This window comes from Paraclostridium benzoelyticum, assembly GCF_001006285.1.
GTDB lineage: Bacteria > Bacillota > Clostridia > Peptostreptococcales > Peptostreptococcaceae > Paraclostridium > Paraclostridium benzoelyticum.
On the sequence record NZ_LBBT01000221.1, the window covers coordinates 1 to 21,023 of the forward strand.

General features: G+C 28.5%; 21 protein-coding genes. 3 read left to right on the forward strand and 18 right to left on the reverse strand.

The features are described 5' to 3' along the window. The first annotated feature begins 46 nt into the window (after positions 1–46). Positions 47–319, forward strand: coding sequence for a hypothetical protein (locus VN21_RS10885; RefSeq protein WP_046823298.1), 273 nt, complete (start codon positions 47–49; stop codon positions 317–319). A 60-nt stretch (positions 320–379) separates the two neighbouring features. Here VN21_RS10885 and VN21_RS18675 read toward each other — a convergent pair whose 3' ends face one another. Further along, positions 380–550 carry a hypothetical protein gene (locus VN21_RS18675; RefSeq protein ID WP_021431629.1) on the reverse strand — a complete coding sequence of 57 codons (171 nt, stop codon included), beginning with the start codon at positions 548–550 and terminating at the stop codon, positions 380–382. Between the two features lie 105 nt (positions 551–655). Continuing rightward, positions 656–1,579: an ROK family protein gene (locus tag VN21_RS10890; RefSeq protein ID WP_046823299.1), complete on the reverse strand. Its 924-nt coding sequence runs from the start codon at positions 1,577–1,579 to the stop codon at positions 656–658. 148 nt (positions 1,580–1,727) lie between these two features. On the opposite strand from VN21_RS10890, the gene VN21_RS10895 reads away from it, so the two are divergent. Then, complete coding sequence (locus VN21_RS10895; protein ID WP_046823300.1) at positions 1,728–2,861, forward strand: AI-2E family transporter; 1,134 nt, start codon at positions 1,728–1,730, stop codon at positions 2,859–2,861. Between the two features lie 26 nt (positions 2,862–2,887). Here the strand turns inward: VN21_RS10895 and VN21_RS10900 are convergent, their stop codons facing one another. From VN21_RS10900 to VN21_RS10965, 15 genes are all read right to left on the reverse strand, one after another. Further along, positions 2,888–3,250, reverse strand: a complete 363-nt coding sequence (locus VN21_RS10900) for a C-GCAxxG-C-C family (seleno)protein (protein WP_046823301.1) — start codon at positions 3,248–3,250, stop codon at positions 2,888–2,890. Positions 3,251–3,441: 191 nt separating this feature from the next. Further along, positions 3,442–4,281, reverse strand: coding sequence for an Mrp/NBP35 family ATP-binding protein (locus VN21_RS10905; protein WP_046823302.1), 840 nt, complete (start codon positions 4,279–4,281; stop codon positions 3,442–3,444). Positions 4,282–4,419: 138 nt separating this feature from the next. After that, positions 4,420–4,611 (reverse strand): hypothetical protein, encoded by a 192-nt coding sequence (locus tag VN21_RS10910; RefSeq protein ID WP_046823303.1) that lies wholly within the window; start codon positions 4,609–4,611, stop codon positions 4,420–4,422. Between the two features lie 8 nt (positions 4,612–4,619). Next, complete coding sequence (locus VN21_RS10915; protein WP_046823304.1) at positions 4,620–5,849, reverse strand: glycosyltransferase family 4 protein; 1,230 nt, start codon at positions 5,847–5,849, stop codon at positions 4,620–4,622. A 17-nt stretch (positions 5,850–5,866) separates the two neighbouring features. Continuing rightward, positions 5,867–6,718 (reverse strand): hypothetical protein, encoded by an 852-nt coding sequence (locus VN21_RS10920; RefSeq protein WP_046823305.1) that lies wholly within the window; start codon positions 6,716–6,718, stop codon positions 5,867–5,869. A gap of 300 nt (positions 6,719–7,018) precedes the next feature. Beyond that, positions 7,019–10,840 (reverse strand): phosphoribosylformylglycinamidine synthase, encoded by a 3,822-nt coding sequence (locus tag VN21_RS10925; RefSeq protein ID WP_046823306.1) that lies wholly within the window; start codon positions 10,838–10,840, stop codon positions 7,019–7,021. 38 nt (positions 10,841–10,878) lie between these two features. Then, positions 10,879–12,138, reverse strand: a complete 1,260-nt coding sequence (purD, locus tag VN21_RS10930; RefSeq protein WP_046823307.1) for a phosphoribosylamine--glycine ligase — start codon at positions 12,136–12,138, stop codon at positions 10,879–10,881. 11 nt (positions 12,139–12,149) lie between these two features. After that, on the reverse strand, positions 12,150–13,682 hold the full coding sequence (gene purH, locus VN21_RS10935; RefSeq protein ID WP_046823308.1) for a bifunctional phosphoribosylaminoimidazolecarboxamide formyltransferase/IMP cyclohydrolase: 1,533 nt from the start codon (positions 13,680–13,682) through the stop codon (positions 12,150–12,152). Further along, on the reverse strand, positions 13,675–14,268 hold the full coding sequence (gene purN / locus VN21_RS10940) for a phosphoribosylglycinamide formyltransferase (RefSeq protein ID WP_046823309.1): 594 nt from the start codon (positions 14,266–14,268) through the stop codon (positions 13,675–13,677). The genes purH and purN overlap by 8 nt, the downstream gene beginning before the upstream one ends. Further along, complete coding sequence (gene purM, locus VN21_RS10945; RefSeq protein ID WP_046823310.1) at positions 14,262–15,290, reverse strand: phosphoribosylformylglycinamidine cyclo-ligase; 1,029 nt, start codon at positions 15,288–15,290, stop codon at positions 14,262–14,264. The genes purN and purM overlap by 7 nt, the downstream gene beginning before the upstream one ends. Further along, complete coding sequence (purF, locus tag VN21_RS10950) at positions 15,284–16,654, reverse strand: amidophosphoribosyltransferase (protein ID WP_046823311.1); 1,371 nt, start codon at positions 16,652–16,654, stop codon at positions 15,284–15,286. Before purF ends, purM begins: the two co-directional genes overlap by 7 nt. A 16-nt stretch (positions 16,655–16,670) precedes the next feature. Next, the gene (gene purC, locus VN21_RS10955) at positions 16,671–17,366 is read right to left on the reverse strand and encodes a phosphoribosylaminoimidazolesuccinocarboxamide synthase (protein WP_084822086.1); all 696 of its coding nucleotides are present in this window, start codon (positions 17,364–17,366) and stop codon (positions 16,671–16,673) included. A gap of 5 nt (positions 17,367–17,371) precedes the next feature. Further along, positions 17,372–17,848: a 5-(carboxyamino)imidazole ribonucleotide mutase gene (gene purE, locus VN21_RS10960; RefSeq protein WP_084822088.1), complete on the reverse strand. Its 477-nt coding sequence runs from the start codon at positions 17,846–17,848 to the stop codon at positions 17,372–17,374. 196 nt (positions 17,849–18,044) lie between these two features. Further along, on the reverse strand, positions 18,045–18,176 hold the full coding sequence (locus VN21_RS19270) for a hypothetical protein (protein ID WP_021431614.1): 132 nt from the start codon (positions 18,174–18,176) through the stop codon (positions 18,045–18,047). Positions 18,177–18,232: 56 nt separating this feature from the next. After that, a complete protein-coding gene (locus VN21_RS10965; protein WP_046823314.1) occupies positions 18,233–18,601 on the reverse strand; it encodes a hypothetical protein in 369 nt (122 codons plus the stop codon). A 191-nt stretch (positions 18,602–18,792) separates the two neighbouring features. On the opposite strand from VN21_RS10965, the gene rbr reads away from it, so the two are divergent. Then, the gene (rbr, locus tag VN21_RS10970) at positions 18,793–19,374 is read left to right on the forward strand and encodes a rubrerythrin (RefSeq protein WP_021428250.1); all 582 of its coding nucleotides are present in this window, start codon (positions 18,793–18,795) and stop codon (positions 19,372–19,374) included. Between the two features lie 143 nt (positions 19,375–19,517). Here rbr and VN21_RS10975 read toward each other — a convergent pair whose 3' ends face one another. After that, positions 19,518–20,852, reverse strand: a complete 1,335-nt coding sequence (locus VN21_RS10975) for an NCS2 family permease (RefSeq protein WP_084822090.1) — start codon at positions 20,850–20,852, stop codon at positions 19,518–19,520. Positions 20,853–21,023: the final 171 nt, after the last annotated feature.

Consider the following 21,023-nt stretch of genomic DNA (forward strand, 5'->3'; position numbering starts at 1 on the left):
ATTTAATATAGTTTTTAAGCTATAAAAAATTTTTAGGGGGAAATTTATGTTAGAAGTATTTAAAAGAGATTTAAGTCAAAACAATAAAAAGCTAAGAAAATCCGGTTATATTTTAGGATTGATTTATGGTCCTAATCTTGAGCAAGACATCCCTATCCAAATACCTAAAACTCCTTTTTTAAGATTTGTAGAAGATAATAATGACCTTAGTGTTGATTTACTATTGGATGGTCATATAAAAAAATGTATAATAACTGAAATCCAATCTCAACCTGCATTTGAGGGCTATATGCATATAAATTTTAGATGTATCGAATAAAAAGGAAAAGACTATCTTAATAGATAGTCTTTTCCTTTTTATATACATTTAAGTAATAAATTACATTAGTGACTGCTCTTTTCCACAAGCTTTACATCTTCTCATTTCAACTATGCACTCTTCGTTATTTTCATTGATATTTTGGTATGTTACTATAGTATGCTTTCTTTCTTTTTCACAGTTATCACAAAAAACTGATTCTTTTAACTTTCTAGTTTTTAAAATTTCCATCTAAATAAACACCCTTTCCTCAATAAATTTAACTCTATCTACCATTATTGTTATAAGTGTGGTTATTTATACATAATAAGTAAAATTCATATAAACATGTATTTTCTAAATTTCATTTCTAACTATATAATTATATATAGCTCCTATTTGACCTGAATCATTAAAAAACTTACAAGGTCCAATATTCCATTTTTTATATAAATTTTCAATTTTTCCGGTTTCTTTTATAAGCTCTATAGAAAGTCTTTTCATTTCAGATTTCAAATCTTCTATAAAAATAGGTTGATTGCTTATTCCTCCTCCAATAAGAATTTTTTCTGGATCAACTATAAACCCCACATTATAAATACAAATTGCTATTCTTCTTATCCACATTTTATATAATTCTAAAACTTCATCATCCTTATTTTGAATCATATCAAATACGGAAACTCCGTCTAAACTTCTAGAATTCACGCCCTTTTTATTAGCTATTTCTCTGACAAATGATACAGTTGAGCTAGTTTTATTCAAAGTTTTTAGTCTATATTTTTCATGTATATTATCTAGAATCATATATCCAAATTCTCCCGAAAAATAATTATTCCCACTTACTAATCCATTGTTTATATACAAAGCTCCACCTATTCCAGTACCTAATGTAATACATACAAAATTGCTACATTCAGTTGCATTTCCAATCCATTTTTCAGCTAATAATGCACAATTTGCATCATTTTCTACTTCTACTTTTATTTCTAACTCTTTTTCTAAAATATACTTTATATTTACTTTATCTAATATTCGTATAGATCCTCCATCTTGTATGTATCCACTATTAGGATTCACACATCCTGGAACGCTAAGCCCTACTCCCTCTACAGGTCCACATTCATCCATTATTAATTTTATTGATTTTATAAACTTTGACATATCATACTTAGGTGTTCTTATTTTATCTTTCCCTTTTTTTACTTCATTTCCATATTTATCGTAAACTCCATACTTTATAGAAGTTCCTCCAACATCTATTCCTAAATAAGTGTTCAACTGCATCACCTCCTAATTAAAATAATCCTTTTATATAATTAATTTTATCATAATTTTTTCCCAATATATGTAATATGATTTTTAAAAAATACTTTTATACTGTATACTGATTGTATAATTATAAATTTATGAAAGGAGTTGTAATTTTATGAAAAATCTCAAATTTAAAAATCAAATTTTACTCTCAACTTATATAATAATTTTATCTTTTTTACTTTTAAATATAAAATCTGTTGCAAATATGTTTCTTCACCTAATTTCTATATCGAAACCTTTTATAATAGGTATAGCAATAGCATTTTTAATAAATATTCCTATGAAGTTTTTTGAAAATAAAGTTATAGAACCATATTTAAAAAAGACAAAATTAAAAAATCCAAAAGCTTTAGCAAGAGCATTATCTCTTTTAGTTACTTTACTTATTTTATTTGTATTAGTGAACTCATTTGTAAACTTTGTGATTCCTCAATTAGGTAAAAGTACTTCTAGTTTAATAAGTGCGGTTCCTCAGTATATAGATTCACTAGAATCTTATGTTACAAATTATTTTTCACATATAAATATTCCAGATAGTATTCATGCTAATATCTTATCTGGATTAGATAAAGTTTCAAGTTTTGTAATTAAATTTGCAAACTATTTTATCTCAAATATATTAGGATTTACAGTTGGTGTTACATCTGCGATAACTAATTTTGTTATAGGGTTTATAATTGCAATTTATATACTTTTAAGTAAAGAGAAGCTTTTACTTCAATGTAAAAAATTTACCTTCGCTTTTTTAGATGAAAAATATGCAAATAAGTTAGTAGAAATTTCTCATTTAGTAGAATTTAAATTCTCAAAATTTATAGCTGGACAATGTATGGATGGTGCTATATTAGGTGTTTTATGTTTCATAGGTATGACTATATTTAGTATGCCTTATGCATTGCTTATTAGTACTATAGTAGCAATAGCTGCTTTAATACCTATATTCGGAACATTTATTGGAACTGCCCTTTCGGTTTTTATTATATTTATGGTTAAACCTATAACGGCATTATATTATTTAATAATGATGCTTGTAATTCAGCAAATTGAAGGTAACTTAATATATCCATTTGTTGTGGGTAACTCTATAGGACTATCCTCATTTTGGATATTAGTACCTATATTTGTAGGTTCTTCTATGTTTGGTGTTTTAGGTATTTTAATAGGAGTTCCTCTTTTTAGTGTAATTTACACGCTATTATCTAGATATGTAAATAAAAGAATAAAAGAAAAAAATATTAATCTATAAAAAAAGATGACTAAATGTCATCTTTTTTATGCTGCTAAAATTTCTTTTAATGCATCATATGAGAAATCTATTATTTCTGAACAGCTAACCTTATTTTTCTTTAGGTCTAAGCATATCTCAGTATTGTATTTTTCTCTAACTCTATTCATCAATTCTCTTGAATAAGCTCTAGCATCGTTTGATTGAGAGTTATCTTCTCTACCCTTTATATATCCCAATACTAATACAGCTGCATTTACAGCTCCACATAAACTTCCAACTGTAACGCCTGTTCCCATTCCACTTCCTAGCGCAACTGGAATATCAGTGTTATGTTCTTCATTATATGATTTTATTATAGCCTCTGCACATGTATATCCTTGTTTATGGTATTCTGATGGTTTTATCATTTTATTATCCTCCAATTTTTTATATTATTTAAATAATCTATATTATTATCTTTTTTAGCTTAACTTTTCATTAAATAATATTACCCTATTTTAAATAAATTATATGTGATAATATCACATTAATAGTTTATATCCGAATAATAATTTTACCACATTTTGGATAAGTTGTCTGTTCTAACTATATGAAATTGCTATTTTTGAATATTTTCTAAATCACTTATTATATCTTTTACTATAGGCTCAAAAACTAATTTAAGATTATTTTCTTCATCTTCTGTATTTCCATTACTTAAATTATTTATCCCATTTATCATAGGTAATTCTGCTAATAATTTTAAGTTCATTTCTTCTAGAAATTTATCCGTATTTTCTCCATTAAATAATCTTATTTTTTTATCACATTCAGGACAAGTTATATAACTCATATTTTCAATAACTCCTAATATATTAATATCCATTTTTCTAGCCATATTTACAGCCTTTGAAACTATCATGGAAACAAGATTTTGTGGTACTGAAACCATAACTACTCCACTTATCGGAATTGAGTTCATTACAGTTAAAGCAACATCTCCTGTACCTGGCGGCATATCAATTACTAGATAATCAAGTTCTCCCCAAAGAACATCTTTCCAAAATTGTTCAACAACCCCTGAAATCATAGGGCCCCTCCATATAACAGGGTCTGCTTCATTTTCTGTAAGAAAGTTTAATGACATCACTTTAATTCCACAACTTGTCTTAACTGGTAAAATCATATCTTCTGCCATAGTTGCTTTTTTTTCACTAACTCCAAGAAGTCTAGGAATACTAGGTCCTGTTATATCTGCATCTAAAACCCCTACTTTATACCCTAATTGATTCAATTGTTTTGCTATAATAGCCGAAATAGAAGACTTTCCTACTCCTCCTTTTCCACTCATAACCCCGATAACTTTTTTTACGTTATTTAAAGGATTATTTTTAACTCCACAATTATCTTTATCTTTTGTGCACCCATTATTAGATGGACATGTGTTGCATGTTGACATAAATTCATCTCCCTATATTTTATAATTGGCATTTGCTAATTTAATTTTACTTACATTTTCATTTATTGTCAAATGCCAATTATAAAATAATAAAAAACATATAAATTTTTAACTTATATGTTTTTTTATTATCAAAATCTATTCTATATTTAATTTTTCTAAAATACTATCCAGATTAATCTTATATTTATTTGATACAGTTTCAATTGTATCAAATAAATTGTTGCACAATAAACATTCTCCTATAATTTTATCATATTGATGAAATACATCTTCTGTTTTAGGATATTTTTCAACTATACTTAATAAGGTCATTTCCTTTGTAATCATTTGTCCACTTATTTTATATCTCCTAATGTTTTTGATATTGAATCTTCTAGTCTTCTACATAAGCCTGTCCATGTTTTATCTTCCATATTTAAATGTTTATTTCGAACGTTAAATTCAAGTATATTATTTATCATTTTATCTATTTCAATACCCAAATTCTTCTCAAATTCAGGAAGTTCATCTTCAAAAGGTTCAGCAATTTTTCGCATTTTAGGTAAATTTATATATTTAATTTTACCTGATGTGTTTATATATTCTCCAATCCATTCACTAACCCCCGGTATATCGGTAGTTATAACAGTACACCCACTTGCTAAAGCTTCTATAACTACTAAAGGTAACCCTTCAAAAAATGATGGGAGCATAAATATATGAGTTTTTCTAAGTATTTCTGCTAATTCATTTTGTTTTACTTTTCCTAAAAACTTTATATCAAATTTACTTTCTTCACTAAGCTTTTTAATAGAATTAAATTCTTTCTCATTACTTCCATCCCCAACTATATTTATTTTTATAATATCTTTTTTATAACTTATATAATTTAGTGATTTTATTAAAGACTCCACACCCTTTAATCTGCAAATTTTACCTGCAAAAGTAATATTGATAGTATCACTATCTATTTCTTTATCAAAAAATATATTTTCATCATATCCACTTCCAAGAGTATATACTTTATCTTCACTTATATTAAATATATCTTCAATCTCTTTCTTTTGCTCATTGTGCAACGAAAATATCATATCTAAGTTACATATATTATTTTTTATATAACTACTTTTTAATTCATTACTTTGAAATTGCTTTAAACATGTTCCATGGCAAATTCCTACTACAGGTATATCCTTGATAATTTCCCTTACAAATGCAGTTATTAAATATAAATGATGACATATTACTAAATCAGGTTTTATATCTTTAATAGCTTCGTCTATCCTTTTTTTAAATGCATCCTTTAATTTAAATACCATATCTTCACTCATATTTTTATATAAAGTACTATTATATGGCATTACATCACTCATCCCTACAACGTTAAAAGGGACCTCTTTTGTATTATAAGTTACAGGGTAAAACTTTATATCTTCCCCAAAACATTCTTTTGGGTCATCACTATCTATTCCTGCTATTACCCCTTGTTTATATCCCATATTTTTAAACCCTTTTATCATTCCACTCATGTAAATACCACTACCTGTGCTATTTGGTTTTTGTGTTATTATATGTAGTATTTTCATAGTTCTCCCTTCAATTATCAGCTAAAATCTATATCTAAATATACACAAGAGGAATCATCATTTACTTTAAATCTTGGAAATTTAGTTGTTGAAAAGTCTTCCAACTCTATATTTCTAAGTCTAGAGTAAATTTCTCCTGCTCCATATTTTTCTACCTCATTTATTAAATTTTCTTCTTCTATTGTTTTATATCTATCACTAATGCATGAAAATCCATCACTTGTAAGCATTATTTTTATATTATCCTTTATATCTATAAATCCATTTATAGCATTATCTATAGCATTTTCATCAAAATCTAATATCCAGTATCCATCTTTTGTATTCTTTTTCAATCTATTGCTTATTATTGTGCTCATCACACTATTTTTTATTTCTTCAAATGTAAGTCTCTCCAAATTAGGCAATTTTTCCATTTCATCATAAACCAATTTATCTAAAACACATAAAGTTCGATCTTTTATTAAATAGTTTTTGTTTCCTAATTTAAAATAAAACGTACAATCTCCAAGTAAAAAATACTCTAGTTTATTATTATAAAATTTTATAACCGCAATAGAACTGGATGGAGTATCTAATCTATCAATATCATTCTTATCAACTTTTTTATAATATTCATCGCTTATGCATTTAACTCCATTAAACATCAATTCTTTTAAAGTCATTTCATTATGTATGTTTTTGTGTAAGTAATTATTCCACCAGTTTACATACCAATTTGCATCGCTTTTGCATGAAATTAGGTTTTTATTATTTAGCCCAGTAGCTCCATCTAAAACCCACGCTCCAAATGGATTAAATCCTATTATATCTTCATTGTATTTTGCACTTCCTTGATAACATAAAGTGTCACAAACCTTTATTTCCATATCATACCCTCCGCGTATGGCATATATATATTACCATATTAATTTTGAAAAACTTGTCGAAAATTATATAAAAATTTCACTTTATATATGTATATACACTAATACCCAAATATCTTACTTTACTTAAGTTTATTCTCCATTAATCGATAAATTTCCTCTATATATTTTTTAGACACTTCTTTACATTCATAACATAGCATATTCATTCAACATCATTTTAGTAAAAATCATTTGTTTAAACGAAAAAAGGTACCTCAAAATAAGTACTATAATGTTTACTTTGAGATACCTTATATATTTTTATTTAAAATATTTAACTCCACTTTCAAAAATCTTTTGATCTTTTTCACCTAGGATGTTTTTAACAACTTGCTCTCCAATTCTTTCTGAATGACCCATTTTTCCAAATACTCTTCCATCTAAACTTGTTATACCTTCAACTGCATATGTTGATCCATTTGGATTAAACTCTATATCATAAGTTGCTTTTCCTTCAAAATCTACATACTGAGTTGCAATTTGTCCATTTTGTATTAATTTTCTCATTACATCTTCACTCGCTACAAATCTTCCTTCACCGTGTGAGATTGCTATACTGTGAATATCACCAACTTCTGTATCATACAACCAAGGAGATTTATTAGATGCAATTCTTGTATTAACCATTTTAGCTTGATGTCTTCCTATCTTATTATAAGTTAGAGTTGGGCAGCTTTCATTTATATCTCTTATTTCTCCATAAGGCACTAATCCTAATTTTATAAGAGCTTGGAACCCATTACATATACCTAACATTAATCCATCTTGATTGTTTAAAAATTCATTTATAGCTTCAGCAATTTTAGGATTTCTAAATACCGTTGCAATAAATTTACCTGATCCATCTGGCTCATCTCCTGCACTGAACCCACCTGGTAACATTATTATTTGAGATGATTTAATTTCTTCTACCATAGTATCTATAGAGCTTTCTATATCTTTATAAGTTAAGTTTTTAAATACTTTAACTGATGTTTTGGCTCCTGCTTTTTCAAATGCTCTTGCTGAATCATATTCACAATTAGTTCCAGGGAAAGCTGGTATAAATACTTTTGGTTTAGCTAAGCTTATAACACTATTTCTTCTTTCTTCAGTGCTTAAAAAGTTTATAGTTTCTATTTTTTCTTTTATTTCTTCAGTTTTAACAGGGAATATACTTTCTAAAACACCGTTATATTTATCATATAAATAATCTATATCTATGCTTTCATCTTCTATGATTATATTTTTTTCTTCTATAGTGTTTCCTAATATTTGATAGTTGTATCCATCCAACTCTTTCAATAACTCGTTTACATCTACATCATTTCCTTTTAATTCAAGAATCATATTTCCATAAGATGCATTAAATAACAATTGATCATTTATATTATTTTCATTATTAAATTTAAATCCAATCTTATTTCCAAAGCTCATTTTGCTTATAGCTTCACTTATCCCTCCATAACCTACTGAATATGCAGAAAGTACTTTTTTATTTTCTATAAGCTCTGTTATTTTTGAAAGATTTTTCTTTAATTCTTCAAAATCTATAACTTTATTTTCCAACACATTTGTTAATAACATTATTACTGTTGAATCTGATTTTTTAAATTCTGGGGATAACACTTGTTTTGCATCCACAGTATCAACAGCAAATGAAACTAGTGTTGGAGGTACATCTATGTCTTTAAAAGTTCCTGACATACTGTCTTTTCCACCTATTGCAGGTATTTGTAATTTATTTTGAGCATAATATGCCCCCAGTAATGCTGAAAATGGTTTCCCCCACTTATATTCACTTATCCCCAGTTTTTCAAAATATTCTTGTAGAGTAAGTCTTATATTGCTAAAGTTACCCCCAATAGCCACAACTTTACACACAGATTCTACAACTGCATAAAGCGCACCATGGAATGGACTTTCTTTTCCTATCTTCGGGTTATATCCATATGTCATTATTGTAGATGTATTAGTCTCTCCATTTAAAACAGGTATTTTTGCAACCATACCTTGAGCTGGAGTAGCTTGATACTTACCTCCAAATGGCATCAACACAGTATTTGCTCCTATAGTATTATCAAACTTTTCAACAAGACCTTTTTGTGAGCAAACATTTAAGTCAGTAATATTATTTATAAATTTATCCTTTAATCTACATTCACTACTTATTGCTATTTCTAAATTTTCTTCTGACTTATATAAAGACATTTCTTCAACATTTCTTACTTTTATATTTATTTTTTGTTTTACTCCATTCGTTTCTATAAAATCTCTAGACATGTCTACTATAGCTGTTCCATTCCAATACATTCTAACTCTTCCGCTATCAGTTACATTTGCAACATGAGTAGCTTCTAAGTTTTCCTCTATAGCCATTTCTATAAACTTATCTATATTTTCTTTTTTTATTGCTACAGCCATACGCTCTTGAGACTCAGATATAGCTAACTCTGTTCCATCTAATCCGTCATATTTTTTAGGTACTAGATCTAAGTTTATATCTATACTTTCTGCTATTTCTCCAATTGCTACACAAACTCCACCAGCTCCAAAGTCATTACATCTTTTTATCATTTGTGCAACTTCTTTGTTTCTAAAAAATCTTTGTATTTTTCTTTCATTTGGTGCATCACCTTTTTGAACTTCTGCACTACATGTTTGTAAAGATTTTTCGCTGTGTTCTTTTGATGATCCTGTAGCTCCTCCGCATCCATCTCTTCCAGTTTTTCCACCTAATAATATTACAGCGTCTCCATTTTGAGGAGTTTCTCTTATTACATTTTCTTTTGGCGCTGCTGCAATTACAGCCCCTATTTCCATTCTTTTAGCTACGAAATTCTCATCATAAATTTCTGCTACTTGACCTGTTGTAAGTCCAATTTGATTTCCATAAGAGCTATACCCATTAGCTGCTTCTGTGGTTATTTTCTTTTGCATTAACTTTCCTGGCAATGTATCTTTTAATGATGTTCTTGGATCTGCACTTCCACTTACTCTCATAGCTTGATAAACATAACTTCTACCTGATAAAGGATCTCTTATAGCTCCTCCTAAACAAGTAGCCGCTCCTCCAAAAGGTTCAATTTCTGTAGGATGGTTGTGTGTTTCATTTTTAAACATTACTAAATATTCTTCTTTTTTACCATCTATATCAACATCAATATTTATACTACAAGCATTTATCTCTTCACTTACATCTAAGTCTTCTAATTTGCCACATTTTCTTAATTCCTTCATAGCAATTGTTGCTATATCCATTAAACAAATATCTCTATCTGTTTTTCCATATACATAATCCCTTGATTGTAAGTACATATCATATGCTTCTTTTACAACATCAGTGTACTTGCCTTCTTCTATAACTACATCCTCTATTTTAGTCATGAATGTAGTATGTCTACAGTGATCTGACCAATAAGTATCTAATACCTTTATTTCAGTTATAGTTGGATTTCTTTTTTCTATATTTTTAAAATACATTTGCACATGCTTTAAATCTTCAAATGTCATAGCAAGTCCTATAGAATCCATAAATTCCATTAAATCTTCATCACTTAAGTTTATAAATTTATCTATAGTTTCTACACTTGTAGGTATTTCAGTTTCTATTTTTAAGGTTTCAGGTTTTTCTAAGTCAGCTTCTCTACTATCTACTTGGTTTATGCAATATGATTTTATTTGTTTAAGATCTTCATCTGTTATATCTCCACTGATTATTACTAGCTTTGAAGTATTTATTATAGGTCTTTCACCTTCATTTATAATTTGAATACATTGAGCTGCCCAATCAGCTCTTTGATCATATTGTCCTGGTAAATATTCTATTGCAAATACTTTATCATCTGCATTTATGGTTACTTCCTCTTGATATACATTATCTGTATTAGGCTCAGAGAATATGTTTCTAACTGCTTTTTCATATACATATTCTTCTATTCCTTCTATATCATATCTATTTAAAAGTCTTAGACTTTTTATTCCATCTATATGTAAACTATCCTCGATTTCACATTTTAGATGTTTTGCTTCTAAGTCAAATCCTTGTTTTTTCTCAACTAATATTCTTTTTACAGTAGATTTCAAACTATTACTAGTAGTCATAGTATACCCCCATAATTTTTTATTTAAGTATATTTATACTAATTTGATAATACTCCAATGTCAGTTCTGTAATGCATGCCTTCAAATTTTATCTTTTCTATGTTTTCATAAACTTTTTTACTAGCTTCTTCAAGTGAGTTTCCTTTTGCGCTAATTCCTATAACTCGACCACCATTAGTAACTAGTTTATTATTTATTATTTTAGTTCCACTATGGAATATAACTATATCTTCATCCACTTTATCAAGGCCTGTTATAACCTTACCTTTTTCGTAACTTTCAGGATAACCACCTGATGTTAACATCACACATACTGCATTTTTTTCATCATACTTTATGTGAATTTCATTTAATCTATTTTCTAAAATAGCTTCTATTATTTCAATTAAATCTGTTTCCAATCTTAAAAGTACTGATTGTGTTTCAGGATCGCCAAATCTAACATTATATTCTAATACCTTTGGTCCATCCTCTGTTATCATTAGTCCTATAAATAAAATACCTTTATAGTTTAAGTTATCATATTTAAATCCTTTTAATGTCTTATCTAAAACTTCTTTTTTTACTATATGAGATAATTGCTCATCGTATATATTACTTGGAGAGAATGTCCCCATTCCCCCTGTGTTAGGTCCTTCTTCATTGTTATAAACTTTTTTATGATCTTTAGCACTTTCCATAGGTACTATAGTATTATTATCAACAAACGCTAGTATAGATGTTTCTATTCCTTTTAAAAATTCTTCAATAACTATTTTTTCTCCAGCGCTCCCAAATTTCTTGTCACTCATCATTTCTCTTAAAGCTTTTATACCTTCTTCTTTATCCTTGGCTATTACAACACCTTTACCTGCCGCTAAACCATCAGCTTTTATAACTACCGGATATCCAAATGAATCAATTTCATTTATAGCTTCATCTAAGTCCATGTATTCTTTAAATTTTGCAGTTGGAATATCATGTTTGATCATAAACTCTTTTGAAAAAGCTTTACTACCTTCTAACATTGAGCACTTTTTATTCGGTCCAAATATCCTTAAGTTTTCTTTTTCAAACTTATCTACTATTCCATCTACTAATGGAACTTCTGGTCCAACTATAGTTAAATCAATTTTATTTTCTTTAGCAAATTTATATAAATTATCAATATCATTATCTTTTATACTTAAACACTGAGCGATTTCACTTATTCCTGCATTACCAGGAGCACAGTAAATTTCCTCAACTTTTTTTCCTTTTAACAAACTATAGCAAATCGCATGCTCTCTTCCACCTGATCCTACAACTAAAATCTTCATGTATTTACCTCCTAGTGTTTAAAGTGTCTTATTCCTGTAAACACCATAACCATATCATTTTCATTACAAGCATCTATTGAATCTTGGTCCTTTATAGATCCTCCAGGCTGAACTATAGATTTTATTTTATAATCATTAGCTAACTTCACACAGTCATCAAATGGGAAAAATGCATCTGATGCTAACACTGCTCCTTCAAAGTTTTTATCTTGATTATTTTCTAAAGCATTTTTTAATGCCCATATTCTTGAAGTTTGACCGCATCCAAGAGCTAGCGTCTGTCCATCTTTTACTATAGCTATTGCATTAGACTTCATGTTTTTAACTATCTTCATTCCAAATTCCATATCTTTTAATATTTGTTCATCTGCTATCTGATTTGTAACACAGTTGTATTCATTAGCTAATTTTTCATCTCTATCCTGAACTAGTAATTTGCCATCTAAGTATTTAAGGTCAAATCCTTGAAGACTATTTTCTATATTTGATAATTTTAATACTCTTAAGTTTTTCTTTTGAGTTAAAACTTCAAGTGCTTCTTTTGTGAAATCATAAGCTACCACTATTTCTAAAAATATTTCATTTAATTTTTTAGCAGTTTCTACATCTACTACAGATGTAAATCCTACAATTCCCCCAAATATAGATACTTTATCTGCCTCATAACACTTTGTGTAAGCCTCAAAGCTATTTTTAGCTACTGCTACTCCACATGGATTTGTATGCTTTATAGCTACGCAAGCTACTTGTTCACTGTCTTTAAACTCTCTCATTATTTCTAAACATCCATGTAGGTCATTTATGTTATTAAAAGAAAGTTCTTTACCATTTAACTGTTCATAATTTAATATTGGATTTTTTGCATTAGACTGTTTATATAATACTGCTCCTTGATGAGGATTTTCCCCGTATCTTAGAGTATCTTCTTTTTGGAATGTCATTGTTAGACTTTCAGGGAACTTATCTTCTAATTGCTCTCTGAAATAGTTTGATATTAATGCATCATATCTAGCAGTTGTTGAAAATGCTTTATATGCTAGTTTTTTTCTATCTTCTAATGATACTTCTCCAGCTTTTAAGCTTTCTATTATAGAATCGTAGTCTTTTGTATCAACTACTATTAAAACATCTTTATAATTTTTAGCTGCTGAACGTATCATAGATGGTCCACCTATATCTATATTCTCTATCATTACATCATGAGGTTTGTTATCTTTTAAATTTCCTTCAAAATCATATAAATTTACTACTACTAAATCTATTGCTCCTATTTTATGCTCATTAACTGTGTTAACATGTTTTTCATTATCTCTTTTGTATAATATTCCTCCATGGATATATGGATTTAATGTTTTAACTCTTCCATCTAATATCTCAGGAAAGTTTGTAACTTCATCTATTTGTATAACTTTTAATCCTTCTTCTTTCAGAGTTTTAAATGTATTTCCTGTTGATATTACTTCATATCCTAATTCATTTAAGCTTCTTGCAAACTCTACTACACCACTTTTATCTGTTACACTTATTAATGCTCTTTTAGTCATTTACAATTACTCCCCTTCCATTTACAGTTAACTTATTATCACAATATAGTCTTACACTTTCTTTAAGTATCTCGTGCTCCACTGTTAGTACCCTCTCAGCTAAACTCTGTGGGGTATCATCAACCTTAACCTCTACACTTTTTTGCATTATTATTGGACCTGTATCTGCTCCTTCATCTACAAAATGCACAGTAGCTCCACTTAACTTTGCACCATAACTTATTACAGATTCATGAACTTTCTTCCCATAATATCCTGCTCCACAAAATGCAGGTATTAATGATGGATGTATATTTATTATTTTATTTCTGAAAGCTTCTACAAATTTAGGGCTTATAATTTTTAAATACCCTGCTAAAACAACTAAGTCAATATTTTCTTTATTTAGTAAATCTATTATTTTTTCATCTTCTTTTTCTACAAAAGTTTTGATATTGTGTTTTGTTGCTCTTTCTAATCCATAAACATTATCCTTATTAGAGATAACTAATTTAACCATTCCATTTATATATCCACTTTCACATCCATCTATAATACTTTGTAAATTGCTTCCTCCTCCAGATATTAAAACAGCAATGTTTAGCATAGCTTTACTCCTTCATGGGTATCTACAACTTTTCCAATTATATATGCTTGTTTTTCACTTTCATTTAAATAGCTAACTATTTCCTCTGCTTTATCTGAATCTACTACTATTGCAAGTCCTATACCCATATTGAAACTTTTATGAAGCTCAACTTCATCTATCGCATTAAACTTTTCTATCATTTTAAATATAGCTGGTTTTTCCCAAGAATTTTTTTCTATATCTATACCTAATCCATTTGGTATAACTCTAGGGATATTTTCTATAACACCTCCACCTGTTATGTGTGCTATAGCTTTTAACTCATATTTTTTTATTAAATCCATAACAAGTTTCACGTATATCTTTGTCGGAATAAGAAGAGCCTCTCCTAAAGTCATTTCTAATTCTTCTATATAATCAGTTAGTTCATACTTATATTCTTCTAGAAATATTTTTCTTATAAATGAATATCCATTACTGTGTATTCCGCTTGATGATATTCCTATTAATGTATCTCCAGAGTTAACATCTTGACCACTTATTATTTTAGATTTATCTGCTATCCCTACTGAAAAACCTGCTAAATCATAATCATCTTCTGAATACATACCAGGCATCTCGGCTGTCTCTCCTCCGATAAGAGCACATTCTGCCTTCTTACATCCTTCCACTATTCCAGATACTATATCATCTATTTTCTCAGGAATTAATTTTCCAGTAGCTATATAATCTAAGAAAAACAATGGCTTAGCTCCTTGGCATATAAGATCATTGACACACATTGCTACTAAATCTATACCTACAGTATTATGAATATCCATCATTTGAGCTAGTTTTAATTTTGTTCCAACTCCATCTGTAGAAGATAGCAATACAGGTTCATCCATATTTATAAAATCTTTTAAACTATATAACCCACTAAAGTTTCCTAAATCTCCTATAACATTTTTATCATATGTTCCTTTTATCTTATCTTTTATAAGATTTACAGCTCTGTTTCCTTCATCTATATCTACACCTGAAGCTCTATATGTTAACATGATATTAGTTCCCCCTCATCAATTTTTTCAACAGGATATTTTCCATCAAAACATGCTTTGCAGAAAGTCGTTTTATCTTCCGCTGCTTCTAAAGTTCCTTCTATGCTTAAAAACTTTAATGTATCACAACCTATATAATCTCTTATCTGATCCAAATTATTTTTAGATGCTATTAAATTAGATCTATGCGGAGTATCTATACCGTAGTAACATGAATGTGTTACTTGTGGTGACGTTATTCTTAAATGAATTTCTCTTGCTCCTGCATCTTTTAATGATTTAACAATTTGCTTAGATGTTGTTCCTCTTACTATAGAGTCATCTACTAAAACTATTGATTTACCTTTTACTACATTGCTTAAAGGATTTAACTTTATTTTAACTCCTATTTCTCGTTCTTTTTGAGTAGGCTTTATGAATGTTCTTCCAACATATCTATTTTTTACTAATCCTTCTGTAAGTTTAACTCCACTAGCATTTGAATATCCTATCGCTCCACCCCATCCTGAGTCTGGAACGGGTACTACTATATCAACTTTTATTTTTTCGTCTTTAGCTAAAATTTCTCCACATTTAACTCTAAACTCATATACGTTTACATTATCTATAGTTGCATCATTTCTTGCAAAGTATATATGTTCAAATATGCAACTTGATTTAACAGGCTTATAATTTTCTCTATAATGATAAGAAGTTAATTTATTGTCTTTTATAACTACTATCTCTCCAGGTTCAATATCTCTAATAACTTCTCCACCTAAAATATTTATTGCACAGTCTTCTGATGCTACTATATACATATCATCTTTTTTTCCTAATAATAATGGTCTAAACCCATGAGGATCTCTAACTGCTACAAGTTCATTTTCACTACTTGATACAACTAATGAATATGCACCTTTTATATAGTCCATTGTTATTTTTAAACTTTCAACTATATCACCTTTATAGTATCTAGCTAATATACAAAGGATAGCTTCTGTGTCCGAATCTGATTGAAGCATATACCCTTCTTCTTCTAACATATTTCTTAGATAATTTGCATTAACAAGATTTCCATTGTGAGCTATTGATAACTGTCTTTTTCTACATCTTCCTACAAGTGGCTGGCAATTGTCTAAACTGCTGCCTCCTGCAGTTGAATATCTTACGTGTCCTATTCCTATATTTCCTTTTAGCTTTTCTAACTCACTAGATTTAAAAACATCACCCACAAGACCCATGTCTTTTTTATGGTTTATTTGACCATCATTTAAAACAGATATTCCACAGCTCTCTTGACCTCTATGTTGTATCGAGTATAACGCATAATACAATTCTTTAGATATATCTCTATCTGAGTATATTCCTACTACACCGCACATTTAAATATCCCCCTGATTAATTTTCTATCCTAGCCAAAACCTCTGTATACCCTTCAACCAAATCACCTAAATCTCTTCTAAATCTATCTTTATCAAATTTTTCATTTGTATCTACATCCCATAATCTACAAGTATCTGGTGATATTTCATCTGCCAGTATTATATTTCCATTTTCATCTTTCCCAAACTCTAATTTAAAATCTACTAACTTAAAGTTTAACTTTAAGAAAAATTTCTTCATTATTTCATTTATTTTTAAAGTTTCTTGTTTTAAAAATGCTATTTCCTCTCTAGTTGCAAGTTTCATAGCAACTGCATGATCATCATTTAGCATCGGATCTCCATAATCATCATTTTTATAAGATAGTTCAAATATAGGTTCATCTAGTGCAATACCTTCTTCTATTCCATATCTCTTACAAAATGATCCAGCAGTTATATTTCTTACAATTACTTCAAGTGGTAATATTTCAACCTTTTTAACTATCATTTCTCTATCTGATACACCTTTTATGAAATGTGTACTTATACCTTCTTTTTCTAACATCTCAAACATAACTGTACAAATCTTGTTATTTAAAATTCCTTTTGAGTTTATTGAAGCTTTCTTTTCTCCATTAAAAGCTGTTGCATCATCTTTATAATAAACTAAATACTCATTTTCATTTTCTGTACTAAATATTTGTTTTGCTTTTCCTTCGTATAATAACATTTCAATTACCCCCTTAAGTTTTTATCATCGTCTAATACTTTTTGTTCCATTTGTTCTCTATAACTTTTCAATTGTTCTTTTATATTTGGATATTTTATACTCATTATTTGTGCTGCCATTAATGCTGCATTTATTCCTGAATCTATAGTTACAGTAGCTACTGGTATACCTTGTGGCATTTGAACTATTGAAAGAAGAGAATCTAACCCATCCATTGTAGATGATTTTATTGGTAATCCTACTACAGGTATTAAAGTATGTGATGCTATTACTCCTGGTAAATGTGCCGCTTTTCCTGCAGCTGCTATTATTACATCTGTATCATTTTCAATTTCATTTAAAAAAGTTGTTAATTGCTTAGGTGTTCTATGTGCTGATAGTGCTCTTGCTACAACTTTTATTCCGAACATTTCTAAAAGCTCTATTCCTTTTTCTAACTTTGGATAATCTGACTTTGAACCCATAACTACTGCTATTTTCATCATAATCCTCCCTATTTTTACGTATATATATTTTTTTGTTTTTTTGAATATACGTTATATATAACGAACTTTATATTTAAATAATATACCATTATACGTATATTATCAACCTTATTTTTAATTTTGTTCGTATTTTTATTTAAACCTCAAAAAAGAGCAATCTATTTCTAGATTGCTCCTTTTTTGTGTAATTTAATTATCCAAAATACTTATTTAATTTTTTAGTTACATCAAACCCTAAATCAGCGCCTATTATTAATCCAAATACAATAGCATAAACTAAATCAATAAACCAAAATATTATAGATTTCTTTTTAATACTATCCAAAATATCACTTCCTATTAAGTTTATATTTTAATTGTACTATTAGTTATTCAAAATCGCTACTCATTCATTATATCTTTTATTTTACCTGTATTAGCATTAACCTCAAACCATCCACTTGTAGCAACATGGCTTTCTTCTTCATTTGTAATAACATCATATGCATGTATTGTATATATGTCTTTAGATTTGCTATCTACTTCTACAAAATTAGGTATATACATATTTTTTTCTTTCATATATTTTTTAACTAAATCAATAGCTTCCTTTTCTGTTAACTTTTCAGTTTTACTTTCTTTATTTTCATATACTACTTCTTTTGCACTTTTTTCAACTGAATTTAAGTTTTTATCTGAAGTACTAGCATATCCAATTATTAAAAAACCTGATATAAATATACTAGTTATCAAAACTCCATATAGTTTCATCTTTAGCCCTCCATCTTACAAAATTTACTATCTAATATGATTTACATATTTATGAATTTCATTCAAAATTCTATCAATTTGTAAAATTACAACTTTATATGAAAAATAATTATTTTGTTTTAAGCTAAATTAAAGTGGTATTTATTTACTATAATTAAAAATAAATTTTATACTTAGGAGATGAATTAAAGATGAAATCTTTAAAAGGAACTAAAACTGCACAAAATTTAATGAATGCTTTTGCTGGAGAATCTCAAGCAAAAAATAAATATCAATTTTACGCTAAAATAGCTAGAAAAGAAGGATATGTTCAAATAGGTGATATATTTGATGAAACTGCTCATAACGAAGAAATGCATGCTAAGATATTCTTTAGATATTTATTAAATGATTTTACTGGAAATGATGTTCAAGTAACAGGTTCTTATGGTGTTGGAATGGGTTCTACTTTAGAAAATCTAAAAGGTGCTGCAAAAGGCGAAGATGAAGAAGATACAATGTATTTAAAATTTGCTGAAGAAGCTAGAGAAGAAGGTTTTGAAGAGATAGCCTCTTCATTTACGCATATACATTCAATTGAGGCTCATCATAGAGATAGATTCTTAAGATTAGCTAAAAATATAGAAGAAAATATAGTATTTGAAAAACCAGAAGTTCATGAGTGGGTATGTACAGTATGCGGATATGTTCATGTAGGAACTGAAGCTCCACAAGTATGTCCAGCATGTAAACATCCTCAAGGATATTATGAAATAAAAGCTGATAACTTCTAAAATCTAAAGCTAAGTATAAAAAAGGGTTAAGTACATATAGTTGTATATGTATTTAACCTTTTTTTATATTTAAAATAAAAATGCTGAAATCAATTTTAAAATTAATCTCAGCATTTAATTTATCCGATCATTTTAATTATATTTTATAATAATACAAACTTTAGTATAAACATTATTGATAAGAATATTAGTGATATATTAACTTCTTTTCTCTTTCCTGTAGATAATTTTAATATTGTAAATGATATTATTCCGAATATAATACCATCTGCTATACTATAAGCTAAAGGCATCATTGCAAATGTTAAAAATGCTGGTATTGCATTTGTAAAGTCACTAAAATCTATTTCAAGTAATGAACTTGCCATCATAACTCCAACTAATATAAGTACTGGTGCTGTAGCTTGTGGTGGTATTGATGTAAATATTGGAGCAAAGAATAACGATAGTAAGAATAATATTCCTGTCGTTACTGCTGTTAATCCAGTTCTTCCACCTTCTCCTATCCCCGCTGCACTCTCAACATAAGCTGTAACTGTCGATGTTCCAAGTAAAGATCCTGTAGTAGTTGCTATTGCATCTGCAAATAGTGCTTGTTTAGCTTTTGGTAATTTCCCATTTTCATCTAACATGTTACCTTTTGATGCTACTCCAACTAAACAACCTACTGTATCAAATAGATCAACAAATAAAAATGTAAATACTACTACTAACATGTCTAAACTAAATATTTGATTCATTGGAACTGAAAATGCTTGTAAAAATACTGGCTTTAATGATGGAACTGATGAAACTAAAGCGTTTGGTAATTGTACTAATCCCGCTACAATCCCTATAGCTGTAGTTACTACCATAGCCAATAAGAAAGTTCCTTTAACATTTTTAGAAAGTAATACTGCTGCTATTACTAGTCCTAATATAGCTAGTAATACTGTTGGACTTTGCATATTTCCAAGCTGCAATATAGCTCCTCCACCTTCTACCACACCTGCATTTACTAATCCTATAAAAGCTATGAATAATCCTATACCTGCTGTAACTGCATGTTTTAAAACTCCAGGTATACAATCTATGATCTTTTCTCTTACATTAGTTACTGTTAATAATATAAATATTACTCCCTCTATTAAAACTGCACATAATGCAAATTGCCAACTATATCCCATTTGTAAAACTACTGTGTATGCAAAGAATGCATTAAGTCCCATACCTGGTGCTAAAGCAATTGGATAATTTGCTAAAAATCCCATTATACAACTTCCTATAAATGCTGCTATTGCAGTTGCTGCAAATACAGCATCTTTATCCATACCAGCATCTCCTAATATACTAGGATTTACAACTAGTATATATGCCATCGTCATAAATGTTGTCATTCCTGCTATAACTTCTGTTTTTACGTTCGTGTTGTTTTCTGTTAATTTGAAAACTCTATCTAACATAGATTTCTTATTATTTGAAGTTTGCGCTGCTTGCATATCCTTCCTCCTTATTTTATAAAATATAATTATAATTTCGTTCGTCTTTTAACTTACCTTACATGTTAATTATATAATATAGTTCGGTTTTAATCAATAGAAATAGCGAATATTTTTATATTTTATATGTTTTTTATTCGTTTTATTCTTTTGTATTTTTAAACAGAATAT